This is a genomic window from Ideonella azotifigens (assembly GCF_021043325.1).
In the GTDB taxonomy this organism is placed as follows: domain Bacteria; phylum Pseudomonadota; class Gammaproteobacteria; order Burkholderiales; family Burkholderiaceae_C; genus Ideonella; species Ideonella azotifigens.
The window spans coordinates 150,026-171,519 of sequence record NZ_JAJNKD010000013.1; the positions used below are offsets into that span (position 1 = coordinate 150,026).

At 68.9% G+C, this 21,494-nt stretch carries 27 protein-coding genes; 1 reads left to right on the top strand and 26 read right to left on the bottom strand.

Going from position 1 to position 21,494, the window contains the following annotated elements; translation table 11 throughout:
- Positions 1–10: 10 nt before the first annotated feature.
- The 14 genes from LRH25_RS23405 to nifB all read right to left on the bottom strand — a co-directional run bounded on the left by LRH25_RS23405 (position 11) and on the right by nifB (position 8,924).
- Positions 11–316: a 2Fe-2S iron-sulfur cluster-binding protein gene (locus LRH25_RS23405; protein ID WP_141291347.1), complete on the bottom strand. Its 306-nt coding sequence runs from the start codon at positions 314–316 to the stop codon at positions 11–13.
- A gap of 52 nt (positions 317–368) precedes the next feature.
- Positions 369–1,208: an SIR2 family NAD-dependent protein deacylase gene (locus LRH25_RS23410; protein WP_141291345.1), complete on the bottom strand. Its 840-nt coding sequence runs from the start codon at positions 1,206–1,208 to the stop codon at positions 369–371.
- A gap of 23 nt (positions 1,209–1,231) precedes the next feature.
- Positions 1,232–2,380, bottom strand: a complete 1,149-nt coding sequence (locus tag LRH25_RS23415) for a DegT/DnrJ/EryC1/StrS family aminotransferase (protein ID WP_375142183.1) — start codon at positions 2,378–2,380, stop codon at positions 1,232–1,234.
- Between the two features lie 77 nt (positions 2,381–2,457).
- Complete coding sequence (locus LRH25_RS23420; protein ID WP_231012416.1) at positions 2,458–2,742, bottom strand: hypothetical protein; 285 nt, start codon at positions 2,740–2,742, stop codon at positions 2,458–2,460.
- Positions 2,743–2,753: 11 nt separating this feature from the next.
- Complete coding sequence (gene nifT, locus LRH25_RS23425) at positions 2,754–2,972, bottom strand: putative nitrogen fixation protein NifT (RefSeq protein WP_231012419.1); 219 nt, start codon at positions 2,970–2,972, stop codon at positions 2,754–2,756.
- A 38-nt stretch (positions 2,973–3,010) separates the two neighbouring features.
- Entirely contained in the window at positions 3,011–4,189 is a 1,179-nt protein-coding gene (locus LRH25_RS23430) for a cysteine desulfurase family protein (RefSeq protein WP_231012422.1), read from the bottom strand.
- An 8-nt stretch (positions 4,190–4,197) separates the two neighbouring features.
- Positions 4,198–4,557, bottom strand: a complete 360-nt coding sequence (locus LRH25_RS23435) for a DUF3024 domain-containing protein (protein ID WP_211361611.1) — start codon at positions 4,555–4,557, stop codon at positions 4,198–4,200.
- Positions 4,554–4,847: a nitrogen fixation protein NifZ gene (locus LRH25_RS23440; RefSeq protein WP_141291072.1), complete on the bottom strand. Its 294-nt coding sequence runs from the start codon at positions 4,845–4,847 to the stop codon at positions 4,554–4,556. Before LRH25_RS23440 ends, LRH25_RS23435 begins: the two co-directional genes overlap by 4 nt.
- Positions 4,848–4,873: 26 nt before the next feature.
- Complete coding sequence (locus LRH25_RS23445) at positions 4,874–5,209, bottom strand: nitrogen fixation protein NifZ (RefSeq protein ID WP_141291073.1); 336 nt, start codon at positions 5,207–5,209, stop codon at positions 4,874–4,876.
- Positions 5,202–5,987 carry a 4Fe4S-binding leucine-rich repeat protein gene (locus LRH25_RS23450; RefSeq protein WP_141291074.1) on the bottom strand — a complete coding sequence of 262 codons (786 nt, stop codon included), beginning with the start codon at positions 5,985–5,987 and terminating at the stop codon, positions 5,202–5,204. The genes LRH25_RS23445 and LRH25_RS23450 overlap by 8 nt, the downstream gene beginning before the upstream one ends.
- Positions 5,984–6,640, bottom strand: a complete 657-nt coding sequence (locus tag LRH25_RS23455; RefSeq protein WP_231012424.1) for a hypothetical protein — start codon at positions 6,638–6,640, stop codon at positions 5,984–5,986. The genes LRH25_RS23450 and LRH25_RS23455 overlap by 4 nt, the downstream gene beginning before the upstream one ends.
- A 31-nt stretch (positions 6,641–6,671) precedes the next feature.
- Entirely contained in the window at positions 6,672–7,076 is a 405-nt protein-coding gene (locus tag LRH25_RS23460; protein WP_211361600.1) for a HesB/IscA family protein, read from the bottom strand.
- A gap of 21 nt (positions 7,077–7,097) precedes the next feature.
- Positions 7,098–7,292, bottom strand: coding sequence for a 4Fe-4S binding protein (locus LRH25_RS23465; protein ID WP_141290929.1), 195 nt, complete (start codon positions 7,290–7,292; stop codon positions 7,098–7,100).
- A gap of 45 nt (positions 7,293–7,337) precedes the next feature.
- The gene (nifB, locus tag LRH25_RS23470) at positions 7,338–8,924 is read right to left on the bottom strand and encodes a nitrogenase cofactor biosynthesis protein NifB (protein ID WP_141290931.1); all 1,587 of its coding nucleotides are present in this window, start codon (positions 8,922–8,924) and stop codon (positions 7,338–7,340) included.
- Between the two features lie 243 nt (positions 8,925–9,167).
- Between nifB and LRH25_RS23475 the strand changes: the two genes are divergently transcribed.
- Positions 9,168–9,590, top strand: a complete 423-nt coding sequence (locus LRH25_RS23475; RefSeq protein WP_231012426.1) for a response regulator — start codon at positions 9,168–9,170, stop codon at positions 9,588–9,590.
- Positions 9,591–9,631: 41 nt separating this feature from the next.
- Here LRH25_RS23475 and LRH25_RS23480 read toward each other — a convergent pair whose 3' ends face one another.
- The 12 genes from LRH25_RS23480 to hscA all read right to left on the bottom strand — a co-directional run bounded on the left by LRH25_RS23480 (position 9,632) and on the right by hscA (position 21,418).
- Positions 9,632–10,597: a DUF6976 family protein gene (locus LRH25_RS23480; protein WP_231012428.1), complete on the bottom strand. Its 966-nt coding sequence runs from the start codon at positions 10,595–10,597 to the stop codon at positions 9,632–9,634.
- 30 nt (positions 10,598–10,627) lie between these two features.
- Complete coding sequence (locus LRH25_RS23485; RefSeq protein WP_141291740.1) at positions 10,628–10,843, bottom strand: hypothetical protein; 216 nt, start codon at positions 10,841–10,843, stop codon at positions 10,628–10,630.
- A gap of 200 nt (positions 10,844–11,043) precedes the next feature.
- The gene (gene nifA / locus LRH25_RS23490) at positions 11,044–12,792 is read right to left on the bottom strand and encodes a nif-specific transcriptional activator NifA (RefSeq protein WP_231012429.1); all 1,749 of its coding nucleotides are present in this window, start codon (positions 12,790–12,792) and stop codon (positions 11,044–11,046) included.
- A 222-nt stretch (positions 12,793–13,014) separates the two neighbouring features.
- Entirely contained in the window at positions 13,015–13,602 is a 588-nt protein-coding gene (locus tag LRH25_RS23495) for an RrF2 family transcriptional regulator (protein ID WP_231012432.1), read from the bottom strand.
- 10 nt (positions 13,603–13,612) lie between these two features.
- Positions 13,613–13,903, bottom strand: a complete 291-nt coding sequence (locus tag LRH25_RS23500; RefSeq protein WP_141288000.1) for a ferredoxin family protein — start codon at positions 13,901–13,903, stop codon at positions 13,613–13,615.
- 50 nt (positions 13,904–13,953) lie between these two features.
- Complete coding sequence (locus tag LRH25_RS23505) at positions 13,954–15,261, bottom strand: FAD-dependent monooxygenase (protein ID WP_141288001.1); 1,308 nt, start codon at positions 15,259–15,261, stop codon at positions 13,954–13,956.
- Between the two features lie 25 nt (positions 15,262–15,286).
- Positions 15,287–16,393 carry an electron transfer flavoprotein subunit alpha/FixB family protein gene (locus tag LRH25_RS23510; RefSeq protein ID WP_141288002.1) on the bottom strand — a complete coding sequence of 369 codons (1,107 nt, stop codon included), beginning with the start codon at positions 16,391–16,393 and terminating at the stop codon, positions 15,287–15,289.
- Between the two features lie 14 nt (positions 16,394–16,407).
- The gene (locus LRH25_RS23515) at positions 16,408–17,256 is read right to left on the bottom strand and encodes an electron transfer flavoprotein subunit beta/FixA family protein (protein ID WP_141288003.1); all 849 of its coding nucleotides are present in this window, start codon (positions 17,254–17,256) and stop codon (positions 16,408–16,410) included.
- A gap of 35 nt (positions 17,257–17,291) precedes the next feature.
- Positions 17,292–17,630, bottom strand: coding sequence for a nitrogenase stabilizing/protective protein NifW (nifW, locus tag LRH25_RS23520; RefSeq protein WP_141288004.1), 339 nt, complete (start codon positions 17,628–17,630; stop codon positions 17,292–17,294).
- A gap of 64 nt (positions 17,631–17,694) precedes the next feature.
- Positions 17,695–18,837 carry a homocitrate synthase gene (gene nifV, locus LRH25_RS23525; protein ID WP_231012450.1) on the bottom strand — a complete coding sequence of 381 codons (1,143 nt, stop codon included), beginning with the start codon at positions 18,835–18,837 and terminating at the stop codon, positions 17,695–17,697.
- A 170-nt stretch (positions 18,838–19,007) separates the two neighbouring features.
- Positions 19,008–19,427 carry an ISC system 2Fe-2S type ferredoxin gene (fdx, locus tag LRH25_RS23530; RefSeq protein WP_141292005.1) on the bottom strand — a complete coding sequence of 140 codons (420 nt, stop codon included), beginning with the start codon at positions 19,425–19,427 and terminating at the stop codon, positions 19,008–19,010.
- A gap of 65 nt (positions 19,428–19,492) precedes the next feature.
- Positions 19,493–21,418, bottom strand: coding sequence for a Fe-S protein assembly chaperone HscA (gene hscA, locus LRH25_RS23535; protein WP_231012452.1), 1,926 nt, complete (start codon positions 21,416–21,418; stop codon positions 19,493–19,495).
- Positions 21,419–21,494: the final 76 nt, after the last annotated feature.

Genomic DNA, 21,494 nt, shown 5'->3' on the forward strand with positions numbered 1-21,494 from the left:
ACTCCCTCGCTCAACCCGACAGCGCGCCGAGCAGCTCGACGGTGACCGCCTCGGTGCCCAGCAGCGTGACCTGGCAGGCCAGGCGGGACTTGCTGCCGATGCCGATCAGGCTGTCGAGCCGGGCGTTTTCGGCCGGCGTCATCTTCGAGATGCCCTTGCGGCCCTCGGTGACGAACAGGTGGCAGGCGCCGCACTTGGCTTCGCCGCCACACTTGCTGACCAGCTTGACGCCAGCGTCCAGGATGGCCTGCAGCAGCGAGGTGCCGGCGGTGAATTCGGTGGTGGTGCCCGAAGGCAGGATGGTGAGCGTGGTCATGGCGATGGCTCCGGATGGGGCGGGTGGGGAAAACAGGAAGGAAGCGGCGCGCTCAGGCCGGCTGCGGCACACCAGCAACGAGCTGCGCGGCCACCTCGGCCAGCGGCAGCGCAATGCGGGTGATGCCCTGCTCTTCGAGGAAGCGCTGCTCCATGCGCGTGGGCTCGTCTGGCAGCACCGCGAAGTGCGGGCCGGCCGAGCGCTTCATGATCTGGCGCGCGAAGGCCCGCGGCAGCTGGTCGTTGAAGCGGCAGCCGAGGAACACGAAGCCCAGCGCAGCGCGGCGCTGCTGCACCACGGCGGGGATGGGGGTCTGGATGTCGATCTCGGTCAGCACCTCGACGTAGTCGGTGTCCGAGACCAGGTAGTTGCCGGCCGGCGCATGGCCGCCCCAGGGCTTGTAGAGCACGGTGGTGGGCGCCAGCGGGTCGGGGCTGAGCTGGCCGTCCGGCTGGTACCAGCCGGTCCAGGTGCCGAAGTGTTCGGACTGCGACAGGCCCTGAACCTCGGCCCAGTCGGCCCTGCCAGAAAGTGCGGCGCGCACGGTGTCGTCGTACCAGGTATCGACGATCAGCGGCGCCGGCAGCGAGGCCAGCCAGCGGTGCAGCGGCGAAGGCTGGGGCGTGGCGGCAAAGGCCTCGTTCATCGCGGTGACCAGGGTCTTGCGGTGCTTGAAGTTCTCGATGAACTGGGCCACTGCGGTGAGCCGGTTGCGGATCTTGCCGGGCACCGAGGTCTTGGCATTGAGAAAGCCGGCCAGCGCCAGCGGCGTGGCGGGCACTGGCTGCGTGGGGCACAGTTCCAGCACCAGCGGGCCGAGATAGGGGGCGAGCTGGCCGCTGGCCAGGCCTTCGATCAAGGCCGCGGGAAGGGTGTGAAGCGGGTCGGACATGGCAATGCTTTCCAAAGTCGGTGTCAGTAGATGGCGGCACCGGCGCCGACGTTGACCGAACTGTCCTTCATCGTCTTGACGATGAACTTGACGTGGTCGGCCGCCAGGTGGGCGTGGAAGGGCAAGGAGACGGCCCTGTCGGCAATGCGCTCGCACAGCGGCAGCTGGCCGCGCTGCCAGCCCTGCTGGATGTAGTGGAACTGCTGGTGCAGCGGCTGGCAGTAGAGGACGGTCTCGATGTACTGCGCGGCCATGTCGTCGATGATCTGCTCGCAGGTGCTGACCGAGAAACGCTTGCCCAGGTGCACCGTGTAGAGCATCCAGTGCACCTCGTCCACGTCCGGCGCGATGTACGGCGGCTTGATGCCCTCGAAGCTCTGCATCTGCTCCTGGTACCAGCCCTCGACCTGCTTGCGCGTGGCCAGCAGCTCGTCCAGCCGGGCCAGCTGGCCGGCAGCGAGTGCGGCGGTCGGCTCGCTGATGGCCGCCTGCAGCGGCACCCTTGAGCCGACCGAGACCGAACGCCGGTCGCGCAGCGAGCGGGTGCGCAGGTAGCGCAGCTCGCTGGCCAGCGCGTCGTCGTCGGTCAGCACCATGCCGCCTTCGCCGCAGCACAGGGCCGAGGGCTGCGAGAAGTCGAACACCGCCAGGTCGCCGAAGCTGCCCACCTGCCGGCCCTGGTAGCGCGAGCCGATGGCCTCGGTGGAGTCCTCGATCAGCGCCAGGCCGCGGGCGTCGGCCAGCGCACGGAATTCCTTCCACGCAGCCGGATGGCCGTTGACATTGCCCACCAGCAAGGCCTTGGTGGCCGGCGTGATGCGGGCCTCGGCGCGCACCGGGTCCAGGCAGCCGGACCAGTAGTTGATGTCGGCGAACACCACCCGCGCACCGACCAGCGCGACGGCGTGCGCCACCTGGTGCCAGCCATAGGGCGAGGCGATCACCTCGTCGCCCGGGCCGATGCCCAGCGCGCGCAGCGCCAGCCAGGTGCCCAGCGTGCCGCTGGCCACGGCCACGCCGTGCTTGCGGCCCACGCGCTGGGCAAAGCGCTGCTCGAAGTGCTGCACCATGGTGCCGGCCGACAGGCTGGGCTGGGACAGCGCCGCCTGCACCAGCTGCTGCTCGACCTCGCCGATGTCTGGCGCCGACAGCAGCAGCCAGTCGTCGGGCAGTTGCAGCTCGGGCTCATCAGCCTCGGCCGCTGCGGCGTGCGGCAAGATCACCATCGGGTCCATCAATTCGGGCGCGTTCATGCCGGCCCCCTGTCGATACATGCCGGAGCCCTGTCGGTCAGGAACAGCCCGGCGGCCTGCGCCGGATCCTGGGTCACGGTCCAGCAGTGGCCGTCACTGGCGCCGTAGTACAGGGCGCGGGTGGGGCCCAGCGCGGCGGGGGTTTCGTCGCGCATGTCCAGCGCGTCGACCACCACCACGCGCAGCGGCGCGAAGCGCTGGCGCAGCGCCTGGGCGGCCTCGCGCACGGTGGCGGCGGCCTCGGCCAGGCCCAGGGCTTCGGAGGTGGTGGAAGCGTCCATCGAGGGCCGCCTCAGTCCGCACCGCCGGAGAGCCGGCGCGCCTCGACGGTGATGGGCAGCGAGGTGCCGGCCGCCATCTCGGGCAGGGCCAGCACCCAGCCATTGGCCAGCGTGACATTGCCGCCCCAAAGCTCAGGCATGTCCTGCGAGACGATGGGCTCCTCCAGGTCCTTCTTCGGCACATAGGCGGAGAGCACCCCGGCGGAACTGCGGCGGATCATGACTTTCATGGGGGATCTCGGGTTGGGGTGACGGACAAGGAAGAAGCTCAAGCGGGCACGGCCTCGGCAAGCGCCGGGCTGGCCTCTGGCAGCAAGGGGCCGATGGCCTGCACGACCGCGGCAATGGCGCGGGCGACATCGGCCTCGCGGGTTTCGCGGCCCAGCGACAGGCGGATGCCGGCGCGCGCCAGCAGCGCCGGCTCGCCCATGGCCAGCAGCACATGCGAGGGCTGGGTGCCACCGGCCGAACAGGCCGCACCGGACGAGGCCAGCACACCGGCGCGCTCCAGCTTGCCCAGCACCTGCTCGGCATCGAGCTGGCCAAAGCGCAGGCAGCTGGTGTTGGGCAGGCGTTCGGCTTGCTCGCCGTAAAGATGCAGGCCGGGCAGCGCAGCGCGCAGGCCGGCTTCGAGCTGCAGCTGCAGCGCGCGCAGCTGGGCCAGGTCTTCGGCCAGCGTGCGCAGGCAGCGCTGGGCCGCGGCGGCAAAGCCCAGCGCTGCGGGCAGGTTCTCGGTGCCGCCACGGCGCTGGCGCTCCTGCCGGCCGCTGATCAGCGCGGGCCAGCTCAGGCCCTTGCGCACCACCAGCGCGCCGATGCCCTTGGGGCCATGCAGCTTGTGCGCCGAGACCGACCACAGGTCCGCCCCGCTGCGGTCGAAGCGCTGCAGGCTCTTGCCCAGCAGCTGCGTGGCGTCCACATGCAGCAGCGCACCGGCGGCATGCGCCAGCTCGGCCAGCGCCTCGGTGGGCATCAGCACGCCGGTCTCGTTGTTGGCACCCATCACGCTGACCAGCGCCACATCGGGGCCGATCAGGGCCTTGGCCGCGTCCAGGTCCAGCCGGCCCTGGTGGTCCACCGGAATGAGGTCCACCGCATGGCCCTGACCGCGCAGGCGCTCGGCCAGCGCGAGCAGGCCGGGATGCTCCACCGCGCTCAGCACCAGGCGCTGCCGTCCTTGGGCACGGCCCAGCTCCAGCCCGCCCACCACGGCCATGTGGTTGGCCTCGGTAGCACCGCTGGTGTAGACCAGCTCGGCGCCCTGGCAGCCGATCAGGCTGGCCGTGCGGGCCCGGGCATCGGCCAACGCGCGGCGCGCGGCCTGGCCGCTGGCATGCGTGGACGACGGATTGGCCCACAGGCGCTGCAGGCCATCGAGCATTTCCTCCACCGCTTCGGCGCAGGGCTGGGTGGTGGCGTTGTGGTCCAGGTAGAGCCAGTCAGGCATGGGGGGTCTCAAGGCCAGAAGATGCGAGATGGGTCTTGCTGCAGGTGCAGCAGCACGGCGGGCAGGCTGCGCTCGTGGTGGCGCAGTTGCCAGCAGTCCTCGGCGTGGTCGCGGGAGAACAGCAACCAGCCGCCGTCGTCCGAAGGGGCCAGCCAGGCGATGTCGATCTCGCCACCGGCCTTGTCGACATTGCGCGAGCAGTTCGGGCTGACGACCTTCCAGCCCTGCCCTTCGGCCAGCAAGCGCGGCTGCACATACTTGTAGCGAGCCCGCTGGGCCAGCGCCCGGCGGATGCGGCGCGCATCCAGCGAAGCGACCGGCTCGGCCCGCACGCCAGGCTCGCTTTCCCGGGCCCGAAGCGCGCTCACAAAGGCACCTCTTCTGGCATCGGCGCGAGGGAGGGAAGCGCACAGAAGTCCGCGCCCTCCACGGCGATCTCGTCTTCCAGGCAGCCGATCACGGCCACGCCGAAGTCCACCATGTAGACCGGCGCCTGGCTGTCCACATGCTGGCCGACCTGGACGATCTCGCCCGGCCCGCCGGCCACCACCAGCAGCTGGTCTTCTTCGGCTTCGGGGTGGCTGCCATCGTTGTAGAGGTCGACCGCGGCGATCACGGCCTGGCCCCATTCGTAGCGGGGAAGGCGTTGGTCCATCATGGCGAAGCTCCGGTGAGGGAAAAAGTTCAGCGCAGGCTTTGCAGCTCGGCCACGCGATCGCCGAGCTGGGCCAACACTTCGTCTGGCAGGTGGTCCAGCGTGCACAGTTCCTTGGCCCGCATGCCCACGCGGTGGCCCGAGTCCACGAACTCCACCGCGTAGATGTAGAACTGCTGCAGGAAGGTGCCGATGGAAGTGACAAAGCCGATCTCGCCCTTGTTCACCAGCACCTCGCCGATGTCCCGGCCGTTGTAGGTGCCGTCATTGCGGATCACGGTGCGGCTGATCACGCGCTCGCCCATGGCAAAGCGCGGCGGCTGGGCCACTTCGATCACGTCGTCGTCGCGGTTGATGTCAGCCATGCTGGGCCTCCTGGCTGGCCAGCGCCTGGCTTTGCATCAGCCGGGCACGGGCACGTTCACGAATCTCTGCATCGGGGTCGCAGGCCAGGCGCGCCAGCAGCGAAGGCGCAGCCCGGCCGGCCACCTCCCAGCGCACCAGCAGGTCCGGGTCGTCCGCGAAGACCGGCAGCAGCGGCACAGGCAGGTGCTCGGCAACGATGCGGCGCACTTCAGGCTCGCGGTCCTCCACCATGCGCCACAGCGAAGGCATGCGCACCCGCCGGGCCACCTCTCGCCGTACGGTCAGGTCCGGGTCGCTGATCAGCAGCGGCAGCAAGGCCTCGGGCAGGCGGCGGGCCACGGTGGCGCGCACCTGGTAGTCCTCGTCATGCAGCATCGAAGCCAGTTGCTCGGGCGCCAGGCGCTGGGCCACGCGGATGCGCACCTCGCGGTGCGAGTCGGCGCGCATCTGCATCAGCTGGCGCTGCGGCAGGCGCAGGGCCAGTTGCAGGCGCACGGTCTCATCGGGGTCGTCCATCAGCGGCGGCAGGCAGAACAGGTCCGCGTAGCGGGCGGCGATGGCGCGCACCTCGAAGTAGCCGTGGCCCAGGTGCTGGGCGGCCAGTTCGGGGTGGCTGCGGAAGAAGCGGTCGATGCGGCGGGCGTAGGCGTCCTGCATGCAGGACACACCAGGCTCGCAGCCGCCTTGCGAACGCAGCACGGCGTGCGGGCAGCTCGCACAGTCCAGCGCGCCGCCTTCCCAGTGCAGGGCCGGGATGTCCTGCCAGGATGCGGTCATGAGCGCCCCCGCACGGCCGCCCGAAGGGGAGCGCGCCGTCCCTCTTGGAGGGACCCGCGAAGCGGAGGGTGCACCAGTGAGCCCCGTCCCAGGCTGGCGGTGGCCGCCACGCGCGCCCAGGCGGCGGCGCCGAACACCGGCAGCGCCGGGCCGTCATCGTCACCCTCCAGGCCTTGCCGCTGCCGCACGGCTTCGAGCAGGGCCGCGCCCACGCAGTCCTGCGGGTCCAGGCAGCGCAGCTTGGCCAGCGCATCGCGGGCCTCCACCGGGTCGTCCATGCGCAGGCTGAGGTAGGCGTAGCCCTTCAGCACCCAGAGGTAGAAACGCGTGGCGGGCTCATCGCGTGCGCCGGCCAGGGCCTGGTCGGGCACCTCGCGCCAGAGCGCCGGCAGGCCCAGTGCGCCCGCACCCACCACCAGGGCCTTGCGCGCCACGGCCCGCGCCAGGCGCAGGCGGTGGCTGTAGAAGTAGTGGCGATAGAAGGCGATCAGCACGGCCGGATGCTCAGGCGCCAGCACGCAGGCCCGCATCAGCGCCGCCATCACCTGCAGCGAGTCGCCCCGGGCCGCGCCGGCCTCGGCCAGCGCCTGCTGCGCCTCGGGCGGCAAGCCGCCGCCAAGCACGGCGTCATCGAAGTCCAGGCGGCTGTCCATGGCGGTGGCGTCCGGGGTGGCGAGGCTGCGCTCAGTGGCTGGACGTAACCGGCGGACGCCGGGCGATGGAGGCCACCGAGACGGTGGCCTGGGCGGGCGCTGCGGCGCTGTCGCCGGACGTGGAGCAGCCGCAGGCGGCAGCGTTCGGGTTGAAGAAGGTCAGGCCGCTCTGGGTCGGCGTGTCGGCGAAGTCCACCGTCACCCCGTCCAGCATCAGCCGGCTCTCGGCCGGCAGGAAGACCTTCACGCCGTTGACCAGCAACTCGCTGTCGCCCTGCTGCGCGGCAGGCACCACGGTGAACTCGCTGTTGTAGCCCGAGCAGCCGCCAGGCGACACGCTCAGGCGAAAGCCGCCCGAAGGGTGCTCCGAAAAACGCACCATGCGCTTGATGAATTTTTCGGCGGCGGGGGTGACGGTGACGTTCGGTTGGATCATGAGGTCTCCTTTGAAATCGGGTCAAGCTGCTTTGATGCAGTTGTCGACAGGGCAGACGGCAACGCATTGCGGCGAGTCGAACTGGCCTTCGCACTCGGTGCATTTGTTGGGGTCGATGATGAAAGTGCCGCCCTTTTCGCGGATGGCGACGTTGGGGCATTCGGGCTCGCAGGCGGAGCAGCCGGTGCACATGGAGGCGATGATCTTCAAGGCCATGGAAAGAACTCCTTCGGGCGGGGGCTGGAGGGATGGAAATGCTGCTCAGGCAGCCTGTTCGGTGGCGCTGGAGAAGGCGCCCTGGCGGATCTGCGCGTCGCCTCGCGCCTGGTGCTTGACCTGGCCGGTGGCCACGCGGCTGCGGTAGTCCGCGAACCAGGACAGCGCGGCCTTCTCGATGAACTCGTGGGCATAGGCGTCCACCGGCTCGATGCCGGCGGCACTCAGCTCATCTTTCGGGCAGGCGCCGATCTTGGACACCAGCACCGCGTGGCAGTCGTTGATGGCATTGACGACCGAGGGCAGCGCCTCGTCTTCGCCGTAGCCGCCCTGGCAGTACAGGTCCACCCGGCGGTGGCCCACGAACAGCGCCTGGCTCTTGCTCACCTGGAAGATCTGGAACTCGGTGGCGTGGCCGAAATGCTGGTTGACCTTGCCATGGCCTTCGGTGGCCACGGCCACCAGCACGGTCATGTCCGGGTCCACGCCATCGTCCACGCCGGCGGCTTCCAGCGCGGCCACCTTGGCCGCGTGCTGGGCCTGGCGCTCCACTTCCACGGCGTCCTGGTAGCGCTTGCGCTTGTCCAGGTCGTAGACGACTTCCATCTCGTCGATCTTGTCCAGCGTGAATTCGGCGCTGCGGTCCTCGCCCAGCAGGCCGACCGCGTCAGCCCGGCACTGGCGGCAATGCCGCATCAGGTTCGCGCCCCCCATGCAGGCGTCCTGCACGGCCTTGAGCTCCTGCGCCGATGGGCCGCGCTGGCCGGTCAGGCCGAACACCGTGCCGTGCTCGGGCTCGCTGATCAGCGGCATGATGTTGTGCAGGAAGGCGCCGCGCTTCTTGACCTCGCGGTTGACCTCGATGAGGTGCTCGTCGTTGATGCCGGGGATCAGCACCGAGTTGATCTTGGTGAGCACACCGCGCTCGGTGAGCATCTCCAGCCCCTTCATCTGCTGCTGGTGCAGGATGGTCGCGGCCTCGATGCCGGTCACGCGCTTGTGGTCCCAGAAGATCCACGGGTAGATCTTCTCGCCCACCGCCGGGTCCACCATGTTGATGGTGATGGTGACGTGGTCGATGTTGTACTTGCAGATCTCGTCGGCCATCTCGGGCAGCGCCAGGCCGTTGGTGGACAGGCACAGTTTGATGTCCGGCGCCTGCTCCTGCAGCATGCGGAAGGTCTCGAAGGTCTTCTTCGGGTTGGCCAGCGCATCCCCGGGGCCGGCAATGCCCAGCACCGTCATCTGCGGGATCTCGCTGGCCACCGCGACCACCTTCTTCACCGCCTGCTCCGGCGTGAGCTTCTGGCTGACCACGCCCGGCCGCGACTCGTTGCTGCAGTCGTACTTGCGATTGCAGTAGTTGCACTGGATGTTGCAGGCCGGCGCCACGGCCACGTGCATGCGGGCATAGTGGTGATGCGCCTCTTCCGAGTAGCAGGGGTGGTTCTTGACCTTGTTCCAGATCTCCTCGGGCATGTCGCCGGGGCCTCCCGAAGAACCGCAGCTGGCCTTGCCGTCGCCGCCCGTCGTGCCGCAACCGCCGGACGCGGCGGTCTCCAGGATCTGGCTGACGGCCTGGCGGGATTTGCCAAGTTGAGAAGCATCTACATAGGCGGTGTTGGTTGACATCGGCAGGCCTCTTGAATCGGGGGTGGATGGCCCTCTATTGCGAGACGCGTGCCAGCGCGATTTCCTTTGGAATCAATCACTTGCGTGTGTCGCATGGTGTGGGGATGCCGACAAACCGGACACGTCGTGGAGCGACACACCGGCCTCGTCCGCGAGCGCTTCCCGGCAGCGCGCCACGGCATGGGGACGGCATGGCAATTGCAGCCGGCACGCCCTACCGCTTCATTCCTTCAGGAGACCGTCATGCAGATTGGTGTGGACACCCAGCGCGCCGTGGAGACCAAGCGCGCCTTCATCATCGACAGCGATGACATCAGCGCCATGGGCCTGCAATTCATGCTGGCCGACGAGCTGGAGGTCAATGTCGTGGCCAGCAGCGCCGAGGCGATTGCGCGCGCCGCGGGCGCGCCGCTGGACGTGATCCTGCTGGGCGCCAGCGTGATCGAAGCCGAGGGGGCTCAGGTGGTGAGCCAGCTGCTGGCCGCGCTGCCCGGCGTACCGGTGATCGCCTGCGGCCCGGCCGGCGATGCGGGCGTGGCCGAGGCCCTGGCGCTGGGCGCGCGCTCGGCCATCGTGCGGCCGTTCAAGCTGGAAGCCGTGCGCCAGCGCGTCAACGCACAGATCGGGCGCCGGGCCGTGTTGACGATTCCGGTGGTGCTCGGATAGGTGATGGGACCGGGGTCAATGCCCGGTCCATCCCGCAGTCGTCAGTCGACGCGGATCATCACCATGGTCTGGTTGAGAAGCTGATAAGCGATCTCACCGAAGGTGGCCGGACCCTGCACGCCCCCGATGGCCTTGCCCTCGAGTTCGCCGAAGACGAAGTTCAGGATGCAGTTGCAGCCCATCACCACGCCCTTCGAATCGACCTCGGCCAGGCGCGCGCGAAATGCTGCGGCATAGTCGACCACCGGCTTGGCGAAGCGATAGTCCACGCCCGTGAACACAGGCGCGTACAGATTGACGACCCCTTGCGCGTCGTCGATGCCCTGCAGCGAGACGTTCAGGTGCGCACCAGCGAAATCACCCACCATCGGCAGCTTGCCGTGGTCCAGGCCGACACGACGCACATAGTCGACAAAATTCACGCGCTCGCCGTTGACCTCGCACTCGCGCACATGGAACGAGGTGTCATGGAAGCGCAGCACGTCGCCACTGCCGGGCTCGAACAGATTGACGATTTCCAACGACGCCATCTTGTCTGCCGGCAGCTCGACATAGGCCACGACCGCGCGATCCTCGTGCTTGGCGGCAGTGCGCCCGTCGTAGACCTTCGGCGTCGCGTGCGCCAGGTCGGAGAGGTGCACGCCGGCAATCCAACCCACCGTGGGCTTGAGGAAGGCGTCCGGGTAGTTCGCGGCCTCGGCAGAGAAGCGCTGGAGCGTCTGCCCGCCCGCCGGGATGATGGTCAGCGAGAAACCGTTGTCCGGCGCATGGCCGACGATGCCGGCCAGTTCGTCGGCACCATAACAAGCAATCCGGACCTGACCGATGTGCGACAGGTCGGTGACGAACACCCTGTCATCGGTCACGACGGTGCCGCCATCGGCGACCATGAAGTAAGGAATCGTGCCACCGATCCAATTGCCTGCGGGCAGTTGGTCAAGTGCGGCCTCCGGGCCCGCCACGCTCAGTGGCACACCGCGGCGGATGAGTGCGGCGGCGGCCGCCACAGTAATCAGTTCATTCATGGCGGTATCCGATCAAAGATGGGTGAGTTGCTGGATTTCATTGGGGAGGACGCGCTCCCACTTGGCGAAGAACGCGTGAAGCTCGCTCGCCTTGACCGAGAGCGGATCGGTGCTGCGCTGAAGCCGCTTGGTCAGCAACTGGATGCCCAAGTGCTGGGTTTTCAGATTTGCCAGGGCACCGCCTGCAAGGCGTTGCCAGCAGGCGTGTGTGATCGTTGGAACAGCCATGATGTGCCTCCTTCTAAGGATGTTGTCCGGATGCGTGATGTCGCTTCGCTGGGGGACATCGGGCATATCGTCGCGGGGGGCCGACGAGTTGATGGGTCAGTCCAACAAACAGACTCGCTCTTGCGCCAGATCAAATGTCGAACGATTTCGGCGCGGTGAGGTGAACGCAGTCACCGCGCGAGCACCACCGGCGCCGCCGCTCAGAGCTTGCGCACTTCAATGCGGTGCTTCTGCAGGGCATAGCCCAGTTGGCGCGGCGTGACCTTCAGCAGCCGCGCGGCCTTGGCCTGGACCCAGGCGCATTGCTCCATGGCCCAGATCAAGCGCTCGCGTTCACCGTCCGGCGGCTCGTTGCCGAACTGGCGCTCCGTGCCGTTGAGGTGGGCCGTCGGACCGATGCGCAGCACCTCGTCGTCCAGTTCGCCCGCGTCGAAGTCCTCGTCCTCCGGTTCGATATCCGCCGGGCGCACGGGCGCAGGCAGGCGGGCGTCGCGCGCGCCGGGCCGGCCGGTGCCGGGCACCGGGCCGCTCATGCGGATAGGCGCCACGGCATCGTCCTTGTCCAGGTGATGCAGGGTCTGGGTCAGGCAGCGGTTGTGCCGGCACGGGAAAGCCAGGCCGCGGATCACCTCGCCCTGCACCATTGTGGCGGTGCGCTCGATGCAGTTCTCCAGCTCGCGGACGTTGCCTGGCCAGTAGCAATGCGTCAGCACCTCCATCGCGTCCGGTGCGATCTTGAGCTTGCGGCGGTTGTCCTTGTTGTAGCGCTCCACGAAGTGGGCGACCAGCGGGGCAATGTCGTCGCGGCGGTCGCGCAGCGGCGGCAGGAAGATGGAGACGACGTTGATGCGGTAGTAGAGGTCAGCCCGGTACTCGCCGCGCTTGACCATCTTCTCCAGGTCGCGGTTGGTGGCGCAGATCAGCCGCACGTCCACCTTGATCGAGCGGTTGCCGCCCACGCGCTCGAACTCTCGCTCCTGCAGCACGCGCAGCAGCTTGGCCTGGAACGAGGGCGAGATGTCGCCCACCTCGTCGAGGAACAGCGTGCCGGTGTGGGCCTGCTCGAAACGGCCGCGCCGGTCGCCCACCGCGCCGGTGAAGGCGCCGCGCTCGTGGCCGAACAGCTCGCTCTCCAGCAGCGACTCGGTGAGCGCTGCGCAGTTGACCTTGATGAAGGGCGCATCCTTGCGCGGCGACAGGAAATGGATGGCCCGCGCCACCGCCTCTTTTCCGGTGCCTGATTCGCCGCGCAACAGCACCGTGGCGCGCGAGGGTGCTGCCTGGTGCACCTCGCCGAAGACCTGCTGCATTTCCTTGGACACGCCCACCACGTTGTCCAGCGCGTAGCGGCCTCGTGGCTCGGGTGCCAGGGCCTTCTGCAACCGGGTGGTCTCGGTCTGCAGGCGCTGGTGCTCCTCGGTCACCGCGCGCGCCAGCACGATGGCCTGCGCCAGCAGCCCTGCCACCATGTGCAGCAGGCGCTGGTCGTCCGACAGGCGCGCATTGCCCTGGACCTCGCGCTGCGCGGCCAGCACGCCCAGCACCGTGTGCTCGGTCTTGATGGGCTCGACCTGGAAGGACATCATCTGCCCGTCGCGCTGGCTGAAGGCACCGGTGCGGTCGATGAATTCGGCCGACTGGGTGACGTCCGGCACCGTGACCGGCACGCCGGAGCGGAAGGTGCGGCCGATCACACCCTCGCCGCGATGCCAGACACCGCGCGCCAGTTGCTCACGGTCCAGGCCCACGGCGCTGTGCACCCGCAGCAGCTCGTCGTCCTCGTCGACCAGCACGATCATCGCGCGCGACAGTCCGATGTGGGCCGTCAGCACGTTGAGCACCTCGCGAAAGCTGCGTTTGAGGTCCAGCGAGGCGCCCAGGATGCGGCAGATCTCGTAAACCGTGATCAGCTCCACGTGGGAGCGATCTTCCTGACTGGTGCGGGCCATGGTCCACCTCACTCACGGTTGCGCACCGGGTGCATGCATGTCGACGCACACCGGTGCATGTTCGAACGCCACGAGGCGCAAATGCCGGCGGCGCGGGCCGCTGTGTCTCGCGCTGCAAGAAATTGGCCTGTTTGCCCTCGGCGCAGGCGCCTGCGCGCGGCTTTGGCACGCGGGCTGATGCACATCAAGGAAATGCCATTTCGCCAGCCATGCCGGCCCAGGTCACAGGCAGGCATTGGCCAATGCGAAGACCGAGTTCGGGCCGCGCGGCAGCCGCGGTGGGCGCGGGCCGCCGGTGCCGCCCAACAAGGATGCGCCCGCCAGCCCGGTGCCGGCACCAGCCTCGTGCTGCCGCGCCTGCATGGCGGCCCGCTGCGCGTCCACCAGGGCCAGCAGCGTGAGGTCCGACAGCCAGGCCATGGACTGGGTGTTGAACGCCTCCCAGAGCGCCTGGGTGCAGGCCTCCATCGGGCTGGCAGGCCGGCTTCCGGCGCCGCCAGGCACGGTGCCCGTCCGGTCTTCTTCATCGAGGAACGGCGCCGCTGTGGGTGGCTCCACCGCGCGCACGATGTCGGCCACGCTGATGGTGCCGGCCGGCCTGGCCAGCACGTAGCCACCGTCGCGCCCGCGCAGCGAGCGCACCAGGCCGGCCCGCCGCAGCTTGCCGAACAGCAGGTCCAGGTAGGACTTGGAACTGGCCGGCTGCGGCTGAAGGCGATGCAGCGGCACCGGCCCGCCGCGCGAGCTGAGGGTCAGCTCGATCATCGCGGCCACCGCGCGCGAGGCCGAGCCGCTCAGGCAGCGCTGCATGGGGTAACGTTCATCCGAACTTGAACAGCACACCGTGGCCGCCGCGCGGGTACTCCCAGGCGACGTTGGCGTGTTCGGTGCAGATCACGCGGCAGCTGCCGCATTCCAGGCAGCCGTCGGTGATCAGCGTCACGGCCCCGTTGCCCTCGGCCTTGTAGCAGGCCGCCGGGCAGACGAAGGTGCATTGCTGCGCTTCGCATTCGTTGGCGCAGACGGCGGCGTCCTTGATCTGGATGTGCGGCCGGCCGGGGTCGACCTTGTAGCGGTTCTGGAACAGCTTGTCTTCGACATTGACGGTCATGGCGGCCTCTTGCGTCGGATGCGTGGTGTGGGGTCGGTGGGAAGGCAGGCTCAGCGCGTGGCGCGCCAGAGCCGGAAGGCGTCGCCCAGCAGGCCGCGCAGGCTGCGCGCCGCCGTGAAGCTGCCCATCACCTCGCGTTGCTTGGTCATCTTGTCCACGCCGTCCACGGTGAACAGGGTCTTGGCGGCGTTGTTGACCAGGCCGGGGTAGGCAGTGAAGAACTGCGGGCTCTTCTCCAGCACCTCGGGCAGCCGGCGGTACTTCTTCAGGTCCTTCATCACGAAGCTCTGGTCCAGCGCGTCCTTGTAGGCCTTGAGCGTGCGCGCGCTCATGGGCTTGCCGGCGGCCTTGGCCTGGATCACCGTCTCGGCAGCCAGCCGGCCACTGGTCATGGCCAGGTTGGAGCCTTCGCGGTGGACGGCATTGACGAAGCCACCCGAGTCGCCCACGATCATCCAGCCCTCGCCATAGACCTTGGGCACCGCGTTGAAGCCGCCTTCGGGGATCAGGTGGGCGCAATACTCCTTCATCTCGCCGCCTTCGATCAGCGGCGCGATGGACGGATGCTGCTTGAGCTTCTCGAGCAGCGCATACGGCGCGGTGCGGTTCGGGTTGGACTTGAAGTCGGCCAGCATGCAGCCCACGCCAATCGTCAGCGAGTCCTTGTTGGTGTAGAGGAAGCCGGTGCCCACCATGCCTTCGGTGACCGAGCCCATCATCTCGATCACCACGCCCTCTTCCTCGTTGATGTTGAAGCGGGCCTGGATGGTCTCTTCCGGCATGAAGAGGATCTCTTTCACCGCCAGCGCCACGTTCTTGGCCGACAGCTCGCCATGGAAGCCGGCCTTGCGCGCCAGCGTGGAGTTCACGCCGTCGGCCAGGATCACCACATCGGCGAACACGTCGCCGCCCAGGCGGTCGCAGTGCACGCCCATCACCCGCTCGCCATCCATCAGCAGGTGCTCCACCGTGGTCTCGCAAATCAGCAGCGCGCCGGCCTCGCGCACCTTGGATGAGAACCACTTGTCGAACTGCGCGCGGATGATGGTGTAGCGGTTGTAAGGCGGCTTGTTGTAGTCGTCGCTGCGGTAGTGGGTGCCGACGAAGCTGTGCTCGTCCAGCATCCACATGCGCTGTTCGATGATGTGGCGCTCCAGCGGCGCATCGTCGCGGAAGTCCGGGATGATCTTCTCCAGCGCGTCGCTGTAGAGGATGGCGCCCTGCACGTTCTTGCTGCCGGGGTATTCGCCGCGCTCGATCTGCAGCACCTGCAGGCCAGCCTTGGCCAGCGTGTAGGCCGCGGCATTGCCCGAAGGGCCGGCGCCGACGACGATCGCATCAAACTTTTCGTTGGCCATCTTCTTGCTCCTGTGGGGTCGGCGTTCAGGCGACTTTGCGGATCTGCGGCGTGAGCCGGGCGCGGAAGGCTTCGGTGAGCGCCGGCAGCACCTGCAGCGCATTGCCGACGATGCCAAAGTGGGCGAAGTCGAAGATGGGCGCGTTGGCGTCGGTGTTGATCGCGACGATCACGTCCGCCGCCTCCATGCCCACGCGGTGCTGGATCGCCCCCGAGATGCCGGCAGCGATGTAGAGCTTGGGCCGCACCGTCTTGCCGGTCTGCCCCACCTGCCGCTCGGCCTCCACCCAGCCGGCCTGGACCACCGGCCGCGTGGCGCCCACCTCGGCGCCCAGCACCCGCGCCAGGTCCCAGACGAGCTTGAAATTGTCCGGGTGCTTCAGGCCCTTGCCGCCGGAGACGATCACGTCGGCATAGGCCAGGTTGACGGTGTTGCGCTTGGCGTCCGGGATGAAGGCCAGCAGCTTGGTGACGATGTCGGTCTCGATCATGCCCAGCGTGGCTTCGGTGATCGTGCCGCTGCGGCTGGCATCGCGCCGGGGCATGGGCATCACGCGCGGGCGCACGGTGGCCATCTGCGGCCGGTAGGCCAGGGTCATGATGGTGCACAGCAGCGAGCCGCCGAAGGTGGGCCGGGTGGCGGCCAGCGCGCGGGTGGTGCCGTCGATGTTCAGCTCGGTGCAGTCTGCCGTGAGGCCGGTGGCCAGCGTGGTCGCCACCGAGCCGGCCAGGTCGCGGCCCATGGTGGTGGCGCCCAGCAGCACGATCTCCGGCTGGTACTGGTTGACCAGGTCGGTCAGGCCCTTGGTGAAGGGCTCGTTGCGGTAGCCCTTGAGCACCGGGTCGCGCATCACATAGCAGGTGTCGGCGCCGAAGGCGTAGGCTTCCTTGGCGAAGCTGTCCAGCGGCTCGTCCGGCCCACCCAGGATCACCCCATGCAGCGTCACGCCCAGCTTGTCAGCCAGCACCCTGCCCGCGCCCAGCAGTTCCCAGCTGACGGTGTGCACCTGCCCTCGGTCATGCTCGATGAACACCCAGACGCCCTTGTAGGCCTTCAGGTGCTCGGGCAACTCCATGTTGCGGCCCGCACGGCCAGCGGGACGGGGGGCAGCGGGTTTGGCGGCTTCAGCCATGGCAGCGTCCTTGGTCAGACAGAGAGTTGAGACACGATCTCTTCTTCCAGCAGCGGGTGCTGGGTGAAGATCTTGTCGAGCAGGTTCAGCGTGACGTCGTTCAGGCTGGTGTCAACCACGCTCATCAGGTCGGCCTTCTGGCTGCGCGGCGTGGGGCCGAAAACCTTGCTGACGACGGTGGGCGAGCCCTTCAGGCCGATCTTCGTCAGGTCCTCGATGCCGGCGTCTTCCTTGTTCCAGCGGCGCACCGGGAAGCGCGCGGCACGCAGCATGTCGTCCATGCCGGCAAAGCGCATTTCGTTGGTGCCTTCGAGCATCGTGATCAGGCTGGGCAAGGTGGTGTCCAGCAGTTGCACACCGCCTTCGGCACGCCGCTCCACCTGCAGGCGGCGGGCGTCCAGGTCCACCTTCACGACGCGGCTCACGTAGGTCAGCAGGTTCAGGCCCAGGCGCTTGGCCACGCCGGGGCCGACCTGGGCGGTGTCGCCGTCAATCGTCTGCTTGCCGGTGAACACCAGGTCCACCGCCTGCTCCTGGGCTATCTTGCGGATGGCCGCGGCCAGCGCGTAGGAGGTGGCCAGCGTGTCGGCGCCGGCGAAGGCGCGGTCGGTCACCAGGATGGCGTCCGTCGCGCCGAAGCTGATGCATTTGCGCAGCGCGTCTTCGGCCTGCGGCGGGCCCATGCACAGCATGGTGACGCGCCCGCCGAATTCGTCCTTCAGGCGCAGCGCCTCTTCCAGCGCAAACAGGTCGTAGGGGTTGACGATGGCCGGCACGCCCTGGCGCATGATGGTGTTGGTCACCGGGTGGACGCGGATCTGCGCCGAGTCCGGGACCTGCTTGATGCAGACGACGATGTGCATGGGTGCTCTCCTGTGCTGCGGCCAGCGGTGGGGGATCAGGCGGCGCGGCGCTGCGCCAGGCTTTCGCGCAGCGAGCCCAGCGACACGTGCTGCTGGCCCTGCGCGTCCTGGAAGACCTTGAAGACCTTCTCGGTCACGGCGTTCGAGGTGGTGAAGTCCTGGTAGGCCCGGCCCAGCAGCGCGCGGTAGCGGCTGAACAGGCCGATCTCGTCCAGATCGGCCAGTCCCTCGGCTCGGTGCAGGTACTGGTAGAAGCGCTTGAGGATGTGCAGGCGGTTCACGTTGACGACCTGCTCGTCGTACGCGATGCCGAAGAACTCCAGGAACTCGTTGGCACTGGAGAGGGCCTTCAGGCGGGTGGTAAGGTCGGTCATCTCGGGTCTCCGGGTGGCGTGGGGTCGGTGGGCTGAGGCGGAAAGTCGGTTGACTGAGGCGGCGTCAGAGCGCTGGCTGGAAGGCCTGGTAGAACTGCAGCAGCTCGGCCCGCCCCGGTGTGCGCTTGGTGGCCAGCACATGGCCGCGGATGCGCTCCAGCAAGGCCGGCACCTGCTCGGCAGCCAGGCTCAGGCCCAGGCCCTGGTAGGCCGCCTGCACCGCATGGCTGCCGCTGTGCTTGCCCAACACCGTGGTGTGCTGCCGGCCCAGCTCGGCCGGGTCGAAGCCCTGGTAGTTCAGCGGGTCCTTGAGCAGGCCGTCCACATGGATGCCGGACTCGTGCGTGAACACCGCCGCGCCAACGATGCTCTTGTTCGCCGCCACCGGCCGGCCCGAGGCCCCGGCGACCAGGGCCGAGATGGCCGGCAGCGCACGCGCCTCGACGCCGGTGTGCACGCCGTGCAGGTGGCGCATGGCCATCACCACCTCTTCCAGCGCCGCATTGCCGGCCCGCTCGCCCAGGCCGTTGACGGTTGTGCTGGCATGGGTGGCGCCGGCGCGCCAGGCGGCCAGCGTGTTGGCGGTGGCCAGGCCCAGGTCGTCGTGGGCGTGCATCTCGATGTCCAGGTCCACCTCGCGGCGCAGCAGGCCGATGCGATGCGCGGTCTCGAACGGATCGAGGATGCCCAGCGTGTCGGCATAGCGCACGCGCTCTGCGCCCGCGGCCTGCGCGGTGGTGGCGGCGCGGGCGAGGAAGGCATCGTCGGCGCGCGAAGCATCCTCGAAGCCCACGCTGATGCGCGCGCCAGCGTCCGCCACGCGGCGCACGAACTGCGTGATCGTGGCCAGCACCCAGGCCCGGTCGCGCCGCAGCTTGCGCTCGATCTGGATGTCGGAGGCCGGGATCGACAGGTGCACGATGTCCGCGCCGCAGCGCAGGGCCGCAGCAAGATCGGCCTCGCACATGCGGCCCCAGACCATGGTGCGGGCGTTGAGCCGCAGCTGCTGGATGGCTCGGATCACCGCCTCTTCATGCGGCCCCATCGCCGCCACGCCCACCTCCATCTCCGGCACGCCAGCGGCGTCGAGTGCGCTGGCGATGGCCAGCTTCTCGTCGTCGCTGAAGGCCACGCCCGCGGTCTGCTCACCGTCGCGCAGCGTGGTGTCGTTGATTGTGAAGGGCCGGGGAGATCCAGGGGCTTGCATGTGCCTTCCTTGCATTGCTGAGTGCTTCATCGCAAGCGGTGTGCCATGCCACTCAGGTCACTCAAGTCATTGATTCACAAGGAAATCTCTGACTTGTTCGGGCGCGCGGAGGGCCTGTGTCATTTGTCGCTTGTTCGACAGCCGACGCGCAGCGGGTGAGGCTCGGCTTCTTAGCGCTCACGCGCATGGTTCTTGGTGTAGCGCGGTAGCTCAATCACCAGGGCCTCGCCCTTGACCCGCACGCAGCAGGACAGGCGCGACTGCGGGTCCACGCCCCAGGCGTCATCGAGCTGGTCTTCCTCTTCCTCGTCGGCCGGGGCCAGGGACTCGGCGCCAGCGCGCACGTGCACATGGCAGGTGGCGCAGGCGCAGACCTTCTCGCAGGCGTGCTCGATGGCCACGCCAGCCGCCAGCAACTCGTCCACCAGCTTGCGCCCTCGCCTGGCCTGCAGCACCAGCCCTTGCGGGCACAGCTCGGCATGCGGCAGCACGGTCACCTGGGTGCGCTCCGGCGTGGCGGCCGAGGTGGCGGCGGCGTTGGCAGAAGGGACGGACGCAGGCAGGGCCTGCGGATCGGCGGAGGAGCTCATGGCAGGCCTTTTGGAGAACGGAGATGAAGAGGCGCCTCAATCGGCACCCGGATGGGCGCGACGCCCTATGCAGCGAACTGGTCCAGCGAGCGGCCGGACAAGGCCTCGCGCACGCGCAGGTCCATGCGGCGCGCGGCAAACGGCGTGGTGGCCGCGTTGAGGCCTTCGGTCGCGTCGCGCAAGGCCTGGCGCAGCTGCTGGTGCGCCGTGGCACCCGTTCCTTCGTCGCTGGCGCATTGTTCGAGCAGGTCGGCCACGTCCTGCATGGCGCGCAGGATGAGGAACTGCTCGCGCGGCAGCAGCAGCGCCTGGTCGGCGGCCAGCGCACTGTCCACCGCGTCCAGCAGGCGCCTCGCATCCAGCTCGGCCTCGCGCAGCATGCGCGCGGCTGCATCGGCTTCGGCGCTGTGCATCGCGCTGCGCAGCATGTCGGCCACGGTGTGGTGCGCCAGGCCGTAGCTGGGCTTGACCTCCACATGGGTCTGCACCCCGGTGGTCTGCTCGCTGGCGCTGACGGACAGCAGCCCATCGGCATCGATCTGGAAGGTCACGCGGATGCGCGCCGCGCCGGCCACCATCGGCGGAATGCCGCGCAGCGTGAAGCGGGCCAGCGAGCGGCACTCGCTCACCAGCTCGCGCTCGCCCTGCACCACGTGGATGGACATGGCCGTTTGCCCATCCTTGAAGGTGGTGAATTCCTGCGCGCGGGCGGTGGGCACGGTGGTGTTGCGCGGGATGATCTTCTCGGCCAGGCCGCCCATGGTTTCCAGCCCGAGCGACAGCGGGCAGACGTCCAGCAGCAGCAGGCCGGTTTCGCCGCCAGGGCCGCGGGCATGGTTGCCTGCCAGCTGGTCGGCCTGGATGGCGGCGCCCAGCGCCACGGCCTGGTCGGGGTCGATGTTGGTCAGCGGCGGCTTGCCGAAGAAGTCGGCCACGGCCTGGCGCACCAGCGGCATGCGGGTGGCGCCGCCGACCAGCACCACGCCGTCGACCTGGTCGACCGTGAGCCCGGCGTCGCGCAGCGCGCGCCGCAGCGGGCCCAGCGTGCGCTGCACCAGCGGCTGGGTCAACGCCTCCAGCGTGGCACGGTCCAGCCGCGCACTGGCTTGCTGGCCCGAGGCATGGCGGCATTGCATCCACACCTGGTCTTCTGCGCTGAGGGCTTCCTTGGCCTGGCGCGCCGCGGAGTGCAGCGCGCCGGCATCGGCCTCGGCCCAGATGAGGCCGGCACCGCCGGTCTGCGCCACGAACCAGCGGGCGATCTCGGCATCGAAGTCGTCGCCGCCCAGCATGGCGTCGCCATGTGTGGCCAGGACTTCGAAGACGCCGCGGCTGAGCCGCAGCACCGACACGTCGAAGGTGCCGCCGCCCAGGTCGTAGACCACATAGGCGCCCTCGCTGGCGTTGTCCAGCCCGTAGGCCACGGCCGCGGCGGTGGGCTCGTTGAGCAGGCGCAGCACCGTCAGGCCGGCACGTTGGGCGGCGTCCTTGGTGGCCTGGCGCTGGGCATCGTCGAAATAGGCCGGCACGGTGATGACGGCGCCCACCAGCGGCCCGCCAAGTGCGGCCTCGGCGCGCTCGCGCAGCGTGCGCAGCACCTCGGCCGCCACGTCCACAGGGCTTTTCAGGCCGGCCCGCGTGGGCACGCCGATGGCGCCCGGCCCCAGCGCCTCCAGCGCGTAAGGCAGGCTGCCGGGCGCTATGTCCTGCAGCGCGCGGCCGATCAGCCGCTTGGCCGAAGCCACCGTGTTCTGCGGATCGGCCGCGGCCATCTCGCGGGCCTCGTGGCCGACCAGCGGCGCGGTATCGGCCCCGTAGTGCACCACCGAAGGCAGCAGCAGCCGGCCCTGCGCATCGCCCAGCACCGTGGGCACGCCGCTGCGCAAGGTGCCCACCAGCGAATGGGTGGTGCCCAGGTCTATGCCCACCGCCAGCCGGTGCTGGTGCGGCGCCGCCGCGCGGCCGGGTTCGGCAATCTGCAGCAAAGCCATCATGTACCTCTTGGAGTGAACAGGGAACAGCCGGCGATCAGGCTCCCCCAAACCCAGCGACCGCCGCAGGACGGCT